11 protein-coding genes are annotated in these 12,880 nt (G+C 63.5%); all 11 read left to right on the top strand.

Going from position 1 to position 12,880, the window contains the following annotated elements; translation table 11 throughout:
• Positions 1 to 69 precede the first annotated feature (69 nt).
• The 11 genes from CD928_RS19690 (at position 70) to CD928_RS23990 (ending at position 12,879) form a co-directional block, all read left to right on the top strand.
• On the top strand, positions 70 to 1,317 hold the full coding sequence (locus CD928_RS19690) for an O-antigen ligase (RefSeq protein ID WP_176473646.1): 1,248 nt from the start codon (positions 70 to 72) through the stop codon (positions 1,315 to 1,317).
• A 69-nt stretch (positions 1,318 to 1,386) separates the two neighbouring features.
• Entirely contained in the window at positions 1,387 to 2,124 is a 738-nt protein-coding gene (locus CD928_RS19685) for a polysaccharide biosynthesis/export family protein (protein WP_255247264.1), read from the top strand.
• 19 nt (positions 2,125 to 2,143) lie between these two features.
• Positions 2,144 to 4,315: a polysaccharide biosynthesis tyrosine autokinase gene (locus tag CD928_RS19680; protein ID WP_095388800.1), complete on the top strand. Its 2,172-nt coding sequence runs from the start codon at positions 2,144 to 2,146 to the stop codon at positions 4,313 to 4,315.
• A 66-nt stretch (positions 4,316 to 4,381) separates the two neighbouring features.
• Positions 4,382 to 5,617, top strand: coding sequence for a hypothetical protein (locus CD928_RS19675; RefSeq protein WP_141237207.1), 1,236 nt, complete (start codon positions 4,382 to 4,384; stop codon positions 5,615 to 5,617).
• Between the two features lie 10 nt (positions 5,618 to 5,627).
• Entirely contained in the window at positions 5,628 to 6,644 is a 1,017-nt protein-coding gene (locus CD928_RS19670; RefSeq protein ID WP_095388798.1) for a GDP-mannose 4,6-dehydratase, read from the top strand.
• Entirely contained in the window at positions 6,641 to 7,948 is a 1,308-nt protein-coding gene (gene tviB, locus CD928_RS19665) for a Vi polysaccharide biosynthesis UDP-N-acetylglucosamine C-6 dehydrogenase TviB (protein ID WP_095388797.1), read from the top strand. Before CD928_RS19670 ends, tviB begins: the two co-directional genes overlap by 4 nt.
• Before the next feature lie 74 nt (positions 7,949 to 8,022).
• Complete coding sequence (locus CD928_RS19660; protein WP_095388796.1) at positions 8,023 to 9,057, top strand: SDR family NAD(P)-dependent oxidoreductase; 1,035 nt, start codon at positions 8,023 to 8,025, stop codon at positions 9,055 to 9,057.
• 48 nt (positions 9,058 to 9,105) lie between these two features.
• Positions 9,106 to 9,981 (top strand): SDR family oxidoreductase, encoded by an 876-nt coding sequence (locus CD928_RS19655; RefSeq protein ID WP_217983791.1) that lies wholly within the window; start codon positions 9,106 to 9,108, stop codon positions 9,979 to 9,981.
• 1 nt (position 9,982) lies between these two features.
• A complete protein-coding gene (gene wecB, locus CD928_RS19650; protein WP_095388795.1) occupies positions 9,983 to 11,110 on the top strand; it encodes a non-hydrolyzing UDP-N-acetylglucosamine 2-epimerase in 1,128 nt (375 codons plus the stop codon).
• A gap of 15 nt (positions 11,111 to 11,125) precedes the next feature.
• Positions 11,126 to 12,355 (top strand): glycosyltransferase, encoded by a 1,230-nt coding sequence (locus CD928_RS19645; RefSeq protein ID WP_095388794.1) that lies wholly within the window; start codon positions 11,126 to 11,128, stop codon positions 12,353 to 12,355.
• Positions 12,337 to 12,879, top strand: a complete 543-nt coding sequence (locus CD928_RS23990; protein ID WP_095388793.1) for an acyltransferase — start codon at positions 12,337 to 12,339, stop codon at positions 12,877 to 12,879. Before CD928_RS19645 ends, CD928_RS23990 begins: the two co-directional genes overlap by 19 nt.
• Position 12,880: the final 1 nt, after the last annotated feature.

Raw genomic sequence — 12,880 nt, 5'->3', positions numbered from 1 at the left:
GCGCGCGGTGATCTGAACTCGCTGCCTCTGCTGCGCGCGGTGGCAGTTCTCACGGCTTTCTGGGCAGCGATGCGATTGACCGCGGACGATTGGCGGCGCATCCGCACCCCCGTTCTGCTGCTCGTCCTGCTGACATTGTGGATGGCGATTCAGCTGGTGCCGCTGCCGCCGGCGATCTGGCACGCGCTTCCGGGGCGCGAAACCATCGTGGCGATCGATGGCCTGCTGGGCCAGCCCGACCTTTGGAGGCCGATCTCGCTGGCGCCGTCGCAGACGTGGAACGGGCTGCTTGCCATGTCGGTCCCCTTCGCCGCGCTCTTTCTGGCGGCACGCCTCGATCCCGAGGATTATCCGCGATTTATGCTGGCGATCATCGGGGTCGCCGCGGCAAGCGCGCTGCTGGGCTTCTTCCAACTGCTGTCGGGGGCGGGGAGCGCGGCCTATCTCTACCGGATCACCAATTCCGATGCGATGGTCGGCCTGTTCGCCAACCGCAATCACGAAGCGGTGTTTCTCGCCTGTGCCACGATCATCGCCGCGATGCTGCTCCGCGACGAGCGGATGCGCAACCGGCAAAACCGGCCGATGCAACTCGCGCTCATCTTCGCCGGGCTGACCTTTACCGCGCTGACTGCGCTGATCGGTTCGCGCGCGGGGTTCGTTGCCGGCGTTGTGGCGTTCGCGGTCGGCTATGCGATGGTCGTTTCGGCCTGGCATGCGAAGCCTGCGGGTCGGCGCGGGGCCACGGCTCCCTCCGGTGCGCCGGGAATCTGGCGCTATCTCGTCTATTCGCCGCCGATCCTGCTCGCGATGTTGCTCGGAACCGCGATCTGGCTCTCGGACCGGACGACCGCGCTCAGCCGGATGGCGGATCAAGGCGTGGGTGACGATATGCGCGTCCAGGCGTGGCCCACCGTGCTCTCGATGATCGAAAAATATTGGGTGGCCGGGAGCGGGATCGGCTCTTTCCCGGACGTCTACAAGATGTTCGAGCCCGACGCTTTGCTCAGCCCTTCCTATTTCAATCACGCCCATAATGACTGGGCGGAGATTCTGCTCTCGGGCGGGCTGCCGATGGCTCTGATCCTGATCGCGGCCATCGTCTGGTTCGCCCGCCGGTTCCTGGCACTCGGTCTGCGCAATCTGGTCAAGGGTCACCGCGGCGATCTGCGGCTGCCCGTGCTCATGGTGGTCGTCATTCTCGCGGCGGCGAGCCTCGTCGATTACCCGCTTCGCGTGCCCTCGTTGCAGGCCATGGCCATCATGTTGATAACATTGCTCTGTTGCCCGGCGCCGGCGCATGCGCGGCGGGATTAAACTTGCGAGCATGCCCCAAGCCTTTATAGCGTCCCTGTCCTCGAAGCATCTGGATATCCTATCAGTCTCATGACCCAAATCCGCATCATCTTCGCCCTGGGCGTCATGGCTCTTGCCGGATGCGTCAAGAATGCGCCTCCGGTCGCGAGCGTCCCGAACAGTCCGGTGACCAAGCTCGCCGAACTGCCGAAGCCCGAGGCCGCCGACGTCGTGCATTCGAGCCGGACGTCCTTCGTCGGACCCTTCACCGAATTGCGCGTCGAGGTGTTCGGCGTCGAAGACATGCAGCGCGACATCATGACCGATGGCGAAGGCAATTTCGCTTTCCCGCTGGTCGGAACCGTCGCCGCGGCAGGCAAGACCCCCGACATCATCGCGAGCGAGATCCGCAGCAAGCTGATCGGCCGTTACGTGCGCGACCCCCAGGTCACGGTCAATTTCAAGTCGCCGACGAGCCAGCTCGCCATCCAGTCGATGTCGGTCACGGTCGATGGTCAGGTCAACAAGGCGGGGTCCTATCCGGTTGTTGGCCGGATGACGCTGATGCGCGCGGTTGCGCTGGCGGGCGGCACGACCGAATTCGCCAAGCTGGAGGACGTCGTTGTCTTTCGCGATGTCGGCAACAAGAAATATGTCGGCATCTACAATCTTGAGGGTATCCGCCGCGGCAACTACGCCGATCCGGAGATTTTCCCGAATGATATCGTGATCGTCGGTGACTCTCCGCAGCGGCGCATGTTCAAGGATATTCTCCAGACATTCCCCGCGCTGCTGTCGCCGATAATCCTGCTGGCCCGCGAAGTTTAAGTCGAGAACGGATCGCAACATGAATGATTTGGCCACCACGCGCGATTCCCTGTCATCGCTCGACGGCGTAGACCACTATGCGGCCTATGACGATGACGGCGGGCTGCCGATCCTCGAACGGGTCTTCGCCGCCATCGTCAACCATCGCAACTGGGTGATCGGTGTTGTCGCGGCCTGCCTTCTCCTGGGGCTGCTCGCGACCTTCCTCGCCACGCCGCAATATACGTCGACCGCGCGGATCGAGATTCTGCCCGACGCGCCTGTCGCGACGTCGGTCGAAGGCGAACGCGACAGCGCGCCGGTCAACGAGATCGCCTTTTACAACACGCAATATTCGCTGTTGCAGTCGCGGTCGCTGGCCGACCGCGTTGTGCGGGCGGGCAATCTGACCGCGGACAAGGCGTTCACCGCCGCTTTCAAGCTCGATACGCCCGAAGCTGGCATGACGAGCGCGCAGCGCCGCGACCTCAGCAAGCGAGCCGCCGAAATCCTGCTCGAACAGTTGCAGGTGGCGCCGGTTCGGACCTCGAGCCTCGTCGATGTCGGTTTCGCTACTCCGTCGCCGCAATTGTCGGCGAAGCTCGCGGACCTGTGGGTCACGCAGTTCGTGCAAGCCAGCATCGATCGCCGGTTCGCGGCGACGTCGGACGCGCGCAAATATCTCGAGGCGCGCCTGACGACGCTGCGCCAGAATCTCGAAACCTCCGAGCGCGCGCTCATCAATTACACGATGGGTAAGGGCATCGTGACCATTTCGTCGGAAACCGACCCCAACGGACAGACGAAGACGCAGACGTTGGTGGGGTCGGATATCGAGGCCGTCAGCAAGGCGCTGGCCGAAGCGCGGCAACTGCGCATTGCCGCCGAAGCCGAGCTGTCCAATACGCAGACGGGCGTGGCCCAGATCAACGCGCCCGCGATCGGCAATATGCGGCAAAAGCGCGCCGAGGCGGCCGCCGAGCTTGCCCGCCTGCGCACCATATTCGAAGAGGATTATCCCGCCGTCGTGTCGCTGCGCGCTCAGGTTGACAATCTTGACCGCAGCATCGCCACTGAAACCGCGCGTTCAACGCAGGGCAATCGCGAAGCCTATAATGCCGCGGTCAAGCGCGAGCGCGACCTCGAAGGCGAACTCGATCGCCTGACCCGCGATTACAACACCCAGCAGCGCGAATCGATTCAGATGGCGATCCTGCAGCGCGAGGTGGATTCGAACCGCCAACTCTATGACGGGTTGCTGCAACGCTACAAGGAAATCGGCGCGTCGGGCGTGGGCACGAACAATATTGCGGTCGTCGACCACGCCAAGGTCGCCGACAAGCCGTCGAGCCCTTCGCTGTTCACCAATCTGCTGCTGGCGTTGCTGGCCGGGACGGTGATCGCCGCCGCTCTCGTGTTCCTGCTCGAAAAGATGGACAGCTCGGTTCGCGATCCGCAGGACGTCGTGGGACGCTTCGGTCTACCGCTGCTCGGCACGATCCCCGAAGTGCTCGATCAGAATGTCGCGGACGCGATCCTCGACAAGAAATCGGCGATTTACGAAGCCTATTTCTCGTTGATGACGAACCTGACGTTCCTGACCGAACATGGCGCGCCGCGCTCGATCATGCTGACCTCGTCGCGGCCGAAGGAAGGCAAGAGCAACTCGTCGCTCAGCCTCGCCACGGTACTCGCGGCGACGGGCAAGTCGGTGATCCTGATCGACGCCGACGTCCGCAACCCGTCGCTCAACCGCTATCTCGACATGCCCAACAAGCGCGGGCTCAGCCATTATCTGTCGGGGGACGAGGATCTGAACGGCATGATCGTCGAACTCCCCAAATTCGGGTTTTCGGTCATCACGGCGGGCCAGATGCCGCCGAACGCCGCCGAATTGCTGGGCAGCGATCGCCTGCCGATGCTGATCAGCACATTGCTGGCGCGCTACGATCATGTGCTGATCGACTCGCCGCCGCTCCTCGGCTTGGCCGACGCGCCGCTGATCGCGCGCCGCGTCGAAGGCGTCGTGTTCACTATCGAGGCCAATGCGACCAAGAACCGGGCGATTTCGACGGCGCTGACGCGCCTGCGCATGTCGGGCGCCAAGCTGTTCGGCGCGATCGTCACCAATGTCGGCGCGCGTAATCAGGTTTACGGCTACGGCTATGGCTACGGCTACGGCTATAGCTACGGCGACGAGAAAAAGACCTGACGCGGGCGTGCGTCGACTGAGCGTTTGGGACGAACGGTGAAACCATATCGTACAGCGGGATGGCTGGTGGCGAGCGTACTCGCCGTTTGTGTAGGCGTGTCGACCTATGTCACCTCGAACGAGGTGAAGGCCCCTGCGGCTGCCTATGCCGTGGGTTTTCCGCCGACCGGCACCGCGCGCGCCAATTCCGCCATGATGACTTATGGTATCCGGACCCTCAAGGATCCGAAGGCGGCCGCGACGAAGAGTGAGGTCGCTCTGGCGCGCGCCGCCTATCGCGCCGAGCCGCTGTCGTCGACGGCGCTCAGCCTGATCATTCCGACGATGCCCGAAGGCAAGGCGCGCCAATCGCTGCTCGCGCGGACAGGAGAATTGACGCGGCGTAATTCGCTGATCAACGAAGAACAGATCAGGACGGCCGCGCTGCGTGGTGACGACACGGCCTTCTTCCGCTGGCTGTCGCGTTCGTTGCTGACAAACAATGATTTGCGCGCGGCCTATGTCGGCGCGATGGCCGATGCGACGGCGAGGGAAGGGGCCGTCGCCGCATTGACTCCGGTCATCGGTCCCGCGCCAAGCTGGTCCGACGCCTACTGGCAGCAAGTCATCCAGCGCCCCGCCAGCCTTCTCAATGCGGCCAAATTGCGCGCGGCGGTCGCACGGGCACCGTGGCGGCAAGCCACGATCAGCCGGTGGGATCGCTATTTGTCGATCGGCCTGACGAACCGTGGCCAGTTCGACGCCGCCCATGCCTTGTACAAGGGGTTGGGTCTCGCGCGCGAACGGAACTCCGGCAACCTGTTGTCGGACGGGGACTTCGAACGGCAGCCGCAATTGCCGCCGTTCGACTGGCAGCTTGCCGTATCGGGGACGCTGGGCGCGTCGATCGACGAAAAGGACAAGAACCTTCTCGTGTCCGCGATCGGCGGCGCGCGCGGCTTTGCGGCGCGCCAACTCGTTTCGTTGTCGCCGGGGAACTATAGGCTGGGCTGGTCGTTGTCGGCGTCGATGCCGATCGATCCAGCTACCCTGATGGCGCGAGTCACCTGCGCCGAGCCGGGGATGAAAATCGCAAAAATCCAACCCATATCGCTCGCGACGGGCAAGCATGCCGCGCCGTTCGCGATTCCCGAGAGCGCGTGCCGCTGGTACTGGCTGTCGATCGACGTCGCCCTGCTCGACGATTCCGCGGGCGTCGATGCATATTTCCGCAACATCTCGCTGGCACCCGCCGGCGGAGGAGGGGCGAATGCTCGCCCCGTTCCTGCCGCTGAAGGAGTGAACGGCATTGCCCCCAACTGAGGACCTTTTCGTGCAGCGCAAGATATTCGTGACCGGTACCGCCGGCTTCATCGGTTTTCATCTGGCGAAGCTGCTGCTCGCCGAAGGCTTCACGGTCGCCGGCTATGACGGCATGACCGATTATTACGACGTCCGGCTGAAGCAGGCGCGCCACCAGCACCTGCTCCAGAATCCGAATTTCTCCGCGACCGAGGGGATGCTCGAGGATCAGGCGCTGCTCGACACGACGATCGATGCCTTCCAGCCCGATGTCATCGTCCACCTCGCCGCGCAGGCGGGTGTGCGCTACAGCCTCGAAAACCCGCGCGCCTTCATCGACAGCAATGTCGTGGGGACTTTCAACGTGATGGAAGCGGCCAGGCGCTTGTCCGTTGCGCATCTTTTGATGGCATCGACCTCGTCGGTTTACGGGGTCAACGAGGATATGCCGTTTCGGGAAACCGACAAGGCCGACACACAGATCACGATCTATTCGGCCACAAAGAAGGCGAATGAAGCGATGGCGCATTCCTATGCCCATCTGTGGAATCTGCCGACGACGATGTTCCGTTTCTTCACCGTTTACGGCCCCTGGGGACGCCCCGACCTGGCGCTCTACAAATTCGTCGACGCGATGCTCGATGGCCGGCCGATCGACATTTACAACCACGGCGACATGTACCGCGACTTCACCTATGTCGACGACCTCGTCCGTGCGATCCGCCTGCTGATCGACGCCGTGCCGGAGCGCCCGGCCTCGCGCGCCGATATCGTCGAGGGGGATTCGCTGAGCCCGGTCGCGCCGTTCCGCATCGTCAACATCGGCAACAACGACAAGGTGCGCCTGCTCGACTTCATCGAGGCGATCGAGACGAGTCTGGGGCTCGAGGCGATCCGCAATTACATGCCGATGCAGGCGGGCGACGTCCCGGTTACCTGGGCCGATGCCTCGCTGCTCGAACGGCTGACCGGCTATCGGCCTGCGACCGATTTTCGCGAAGGCGTTGCCAACTTCGTTGCCTGGTTCCGGGAGTATAAGGGGAAATGAGCCTGGACAACGCAGATCGGGCGGTGCCCCCCGCGCTGGAGGACCTCAAGATTGCGGTCGTCGGCCTCGGCTATGTCGGGTTGCCGCTCGCGGTCGAGTTCGGCCGCATCCGCGATGTCGTGGGCTTCGACATCAACCAGCCGCGCATCGATGCACTGCGCCGCGGCGAGGATACGACGCTCGAGACCGACGCCGAGGAACTGGCGGCGGCGAAGCAGCTTGGCTTCTCGACCGATCCCGCCGACATCGCCGGCTGTAATCTCTATATCGTGACGGTGCCGACCCCCATCGACGCGCATCGCCGCCCCGACCTGACGCCGCTGATCAAGGCGTCGGAAACCGTCGGCAAGGTGCTGAAGCGCGGCGATATCGTCGTTTATGAATCGACCGTCTATCCCGGCGCGACCGAGGAGGATTGCGTCCCCGTGCTCGAACGGCTGTCGGGGCTCACCTACAATCGCGATTTCTTTTGCGGCTACAGTCCCGAGCGCATCAATCCGGGCGACAAGGAGCATCGCCTGCCGTCGATCCGTAAGGTGACGTCGGGTTCGACGCCCGAGGTCGCGTCGCTCGTCGACAGCCTCTATGCCTCGATCATCACCGCGGGCACATACAAGGCGGAATCGATCCGCGTCGCCGAGGCGGCGAAGGTGATCGAGAACACCCAGCGTGACCTCAACATCGCGCTGATCAACGAACTCGCGATCATTTTCAACCGCATGGGCATCGATACCGAGGCGGTGCTGAAGGCAGCGGGGACGAAGTGGAACTTTCTGCCCTTCCGCCCCGGCCTCGTCGGCGGGCACTGCATCGGGGTCGATCCCTATTATCTGACGCACAAGGCGGAGGCGATCGGCTACCGGCCGGAGATCATCCTCGCGGGCCGCCGCCTCAACGATGGAATGGGCGCCTATGTCGCCGAGCAACTCGTCAAGGCGATGCTGAAGCAGCGGATTCAGGTCAATGGCGCGCGCGTCCTGGTGATGGGACTGACCTTCAAGGAAAACTGCCCCGACCTTCGCAATACGCGCGTGGTCGACGTGATCGCCGAGCTGCAATCCTATGGCGTCGCGGTCGATATCTACGACCCCTGGGCCGATGCGGCCGAGGCGCAGCACGAATATGGGTTGGCGCTGGTCGATCGGCCGCAAGCCGGTGCCTATGACGGCGTGATGATCGCGGTGGCGCACGACGAGTTTCGCGAGGACGCCGAGGGGCTTGTCGCAGGGTGCGTCAAAGCCGATCACGTCGTTTATGACCTCAAGAACGTCCTGCCGCGGGAGGCGAACGCAATACGCCTGTAACTGCGGCGCGTTTGCGGTCGCCACGCCTTTGAAGACACGGGTCTTCCAGTAGCTGTTGGGAAGGTTTTTCGACGATGAGCGCAAGAGAGATTAAGCGCGTCCTGATCACCGGCGGCACCGGTTCGTTCGGCAAGACGATGGTGAACGAACTGCTCGCCGGCGATATCGAAGAGGTTCGCATCCTCAGCCGCGACGAGGAGAAGCAGGATGCGCTGCGCAATATTCTTGGCGATACGCGCGCGCGCTTCTTCGTCGGCGACGTCCGCGACCGTGAGAGCGTCTCGCGTGCGGTGAAGGGCGTCGACGCGGTCTTCCATGCCGCCGCGCTCAAGCAGGTGCCGAGCTGCGAATTCTTTCCGATGGAGGCGGTGCGGACCAACATCGTCGGATCGGAGAATGTCATTCGTGCGTCGATCGAGCATGACGTCGGCAGCCTCGTCTGCCTGTCGACCGACAAGGCGGTGCAGCCGATCAACGCGATGGGCATGTCGAAGGCGATGATGGAGAAGATGGCGCAGGCCGCCTCGCGCGAAATCGGCGCCAATGCCGCCACGACGATCAGCTGCGTGCGCTATGGCAACGTCATGTGCTCGCGCGGATCGGTGATCCCGCTCTTCATCCGCCAGATCAAGAACGGCCAGCCGATCACGGTGACCGAGCCCAATATGACGCGCTTTCTGATGCCGCTGCGCGACAGCGTCGCGCTGGTGCGTTTCGCCTTCCTGCACGCACGGCAGGGCGATCTGTTCATCAAGAAGGCTGCGGCGTCGACGATCGCCGATCTTGCGACCGCGCTGGTCGAGATGTTCGGGTCGCCCGACCATCCGGTGCAGGCGATCGGCTGGCGCCACGCCGAGAAGCTCTACGAAACGCTCGCGAGCGCACAGGAACTGGGCACCGCGGAGGATATGGGCGATTATTGGCGACTGCGGCTCGACGACCGCGATCTCAACTATGCCGCCTATTTCAGCGAGGGCGAGACGACGACCGCGACGATGGACGACTATCATTCGCACAACACCGAGCGGCTCGACGTCGAAGGAGTGAAGCGGCTGCTGCTCAGCCTTCCCGAGGTGCAGGCGGAGCTCGAGGGCTGGCCGCGCGGTTGAATTTCGGCCTCGGGCGATCCGGGGCGAACGGGTTGAAGGAGACGGTTCTTGGCTGAACCAGTTCGGGTCCTGGTGCTGGGCGCCAGCGGGATGCTGGGTACCGCGATGCTGCGGACCTTCGCGCAGTCGGAGGGCTATGCGGCGATCGGTGCGGTGCGTTCGGTCAGTCCGCGGCTCGAAAAGATCGCCGGCGAAGCGAGCTTCGTTGTCGGCCTGGATGCCGAGAGCAGCGATAGCCTGGCGCGCGTCTTTGCCGAAGCGCGGCCCGATGTCGTGATCAACGCGGTCGGGCTGATCAAGCAGCTCGCGAGCGGCAATGCGGTGACGTCGGCGGTGCCGATCAACACGCTGCTGCCGCACCGGCTGCAAAAGCTCGCCGAGATCGCGGGCGCGCGGTTGGTCCATGTCAGCACCGACTGCGTCTTTTCGGGCGCGAAAGGTGGCTATCTGGAAACCGATAAGGCCGACGCCACCGACGTCTATGGGCTCAGCAAATATCTGGGCGAGGTCGCGGCGCCGAACGCGGTGACGCTGCGCACGTCGATCATCGGGCACGAACTCGCGTCGGCGAACGGGCTGGTCGAATGGTTCCTGGCGCAGAAGCAGGGGATCAAGGGCTTCACCAAGGCGATCTTCTCGGGCCTGCCGACGGTCGAGCTGGCGCGCGTCGTGCGCGACTTCGTGCTGCCGCGCCCCGAACTGACCGGCCTCTACCATGTCTCGGTCGACCCGATCGCCAAATATGACCTGCTGCGCCTCGTCGGCGCCGCCTATGGCCATGACATCGCGATCGAGCCCGATGCCTCGCTGGTCATCGACCGCTCGCTCAACTCGGACCGCTTCCGCGCGGCCACCGGATACACCCCGCCTTCGTGGCCCGACCTGGTCGAGACCATGAAGCGCAGCAGGATCGAAAGCCGATAATATGATGAAGGTGATGACGATCGTCGGGACGCGCCCCGAAATCATCAAGATGTGCCGCGTGATCGCAGAGTTCGAGGCGCATGTGAACCATGTGCTGGTCCACACCGGCCAGAATTACGACTATGAGCTCAACCAGGTTTTCTTCGACAATCTGGGCATCCGCAAGCCCGACCACTTCCTGAACGCCGCAGGCGCCAACGCCGCGAAGACGATCGCCGAGGTGATCTCGAAGGTCGACGACGTGCTCGAGCTCGAAAAGCCCGACGCGGTGCTCCTCTATGGCGATACCAACAGCTGCCTCGCGGTGATCCCCGCGAAGCGCCGCCAGATCCCGGTATTCCACATGGAGGCGGGCAACCGCTGCTTCGACCAGCGCGTCCCCGAGGAACTCAACCGCAAGGTGCTCGACCATTTGAGCGACATCAATTTCGTGCTGACCGAGCATGGCCGCCGCTACCTGATCGCCGAGGGCATCCGCCCCGAGACGATCATCAAGTCGGGCAGTCATATGCGCGAGGTGCTCGACCATTTCGCCGCCGAGATCGACGCGTCGGACGTGCTGGCGCGCGAGGGGCTGGAGGCCGGAAAATATTTCATCGCGAGCGTCCACCGCGAGGAGAATGTCGACGATCCGCGCAACCTGGAGCAGCTGATGCAGGGCCTGTCGGCCGCGGCCGAGGAGTTCGACATGCCGGTGATCGTGTCGACCCATCCGCGCACGCAGAAGCGCATCGCCGATCTGGCCAATGCGCCGGTCGATCCGCGCGTGCGCTATCAGGCGCCGATGGGTTTCTTCGACTATGTGAAGCTGCAGAAATCTGCGTTCTGCGTCCTGTCGGACAGCGGCACCATCTCCGAAGAGGCGAGCCTGCTCAACCTTCCCGCGATCACGCTGCGCAACGCGCACGAGCGGCCCGAGGGGATGGACGTCGGCACGCTGATCATGACCGGCCTGAAGCGCGACGACATCCTCGATTCGATCCGCGTCGTCACCGCGCAGCACAACGCGGAGGAACGGCAGTTCGAGGTGGTGGCCGATTACAATGTACCCAACGTGTCGCGAAAGATCCTGCGCGCGGTCATGAGCTACACCGGCTACGTCAATCGCACCGTGTGGAAAAAGGGCTGAGGCGGAGCGCGGCGCGTGAAGACGATCGTCTATATCGGCGGCTTCGAGCTTCCCGACCGCAACGCCGCGGCGCAGCGCGTGCGCAACAATGCGCGCGTGCTCCGCTCGCTCGGCTATCGCGTCATACTCGTCGGGGCGAGCCGCGCGCGCGCCTATGACCGGGCTGTCCATCCGGCGGACCCGGGGGACATCGACGCCCAGGCATGGGAGATCGGTTATCCCAGGAGCCGCGGTCAGTGGTTCGACATGATCGGCGCCGACTGGCCGCTGCGCCGCCTTGCCGAGCGCGGCGCGCTTCGCCCCGAGGATGTCGCGGCGGTGATCTGCTATAATTATCCCGCGGTCGCGCAGATGAAGGTCGCGCGGCTCGCGCGCCGCTGGGGTGCCGCGATCCTCGCCGACTGCACCGAATGGTACGGCACGCGCCCGTGGACGAGCCCGTCGAACATCGTCAAGAATCTCGATGTGCCGCTGCGCATGCACTGGGTGAACCGGCGCATCGACGGCATCGTGACGACCTCGCCCTATATGACCGATTTTTATCGTTCGACCGGGCTGCCGATCGTCGAGATTCCGACCTTGATGGAAAAGCCCGAGGGTGAGGTGCCGGTCGCCGAGGCGGTTCAGACACCGATGCCGCTGTTCGCGGTCGCGTCGGGCTTTGCCGAGGGGACGCGTGCCGAGGACGTCCATGACCGCATCGACTGGATATTGGAACTGCTGGACGGCGCGGCGGCGCGCGGACGCGATTTCGTGCTGCGCATCGCCGGGGTCGATCGCGAGCGCTATCTTTCGGTCTTTCCGGGTCATGCCGCGCTGCTCGATCGGATGGGGGAGCGCGTGATCTTCATGGGCCGTCAGCCGCGCGCGGAGCTTTTGCGCCGCCTTCAGGCTTCGGCCTTCGCTTTCGTGCTGCGGCACGAAAGCCGCGTCACGCTCGCCGGCTTTCCGTCGAAATATTCCGAGGCCGTCACCTATGGCACGCCGGTGATCATCAACGCGCTGCCCAGCGTGCGCGCCTATCATGTCGAGGGGCGCACGGGGTTCAGTCTTGACCCCGACGACCGCGAGGGCGCAGTAAAGGCGCTGTGCGACGTCCTGGCGATGGATCCTCAGGCGGTGATAGCGATGAAGCGATATTGCAGGAATTACGGGGCCTTTACCGCCCAGGCGTTCAAGGCGCCGGTATCCGATTTCCTCTCGGCCGTCATTGGAAAGGGGAACGCATGTCCTTCTATCGCCTGAGAAAAATGATCGTTTGGCCCTTTTATTACATTTATGCCAGACTGCGCCCCGTTGCCTATGCCAAGATGATCGGCGTGAACGTGAAGGGCAAGGTTGCCATTTACGGCAGCAGCTACGACATGTTCAGTTCCGAACCCTTTCTCGTCACCTTGCACGACAATGTGTTCATCAGCCTTGGCGCCCAGTTCATCTGTCACGACGGTGGCGTGCTTCCTTTCAGGCGGCAGTTCCCCACGCTTGATCTGGCCGCCCCGATCGTCGTCAAATCCAATTGCTTCATCGGCGCGGGAGCCTTGATTCTGAAGGGCGTGACGATTGGCGAAAACTGTGTGGTCGCCGCGAATGCCGTCGTTACCAAGGATGTGCCGGACGGCTCGATAGTTGGCGGAAATCCGGCCAGGATACTCAAGACGACCGAAGAGTATCTCGAGGGTGCCCATAAGAAGTCGCTTGGGATCGGTCACCTGCTCGGCGACGAAAAGCTCGCGGCCTACAAGCATATGTTCAAAGAGACGATGCAGTGAA

Origin of the sequence: Sphingopyxis sp. GW247-27LB (assembly GCF_002277025.1) — a bacterium.
GTDB lineage: Bacteria > Pseudomonadota > Alphaproteobacteria > Sphingomonadales > Sphingomonadaceae > Sphingopyxis.
Note: the sequence above shows the minus strand (reverse complement) of the source record. Positions and strands in the feature narration are given on the sequence as shown.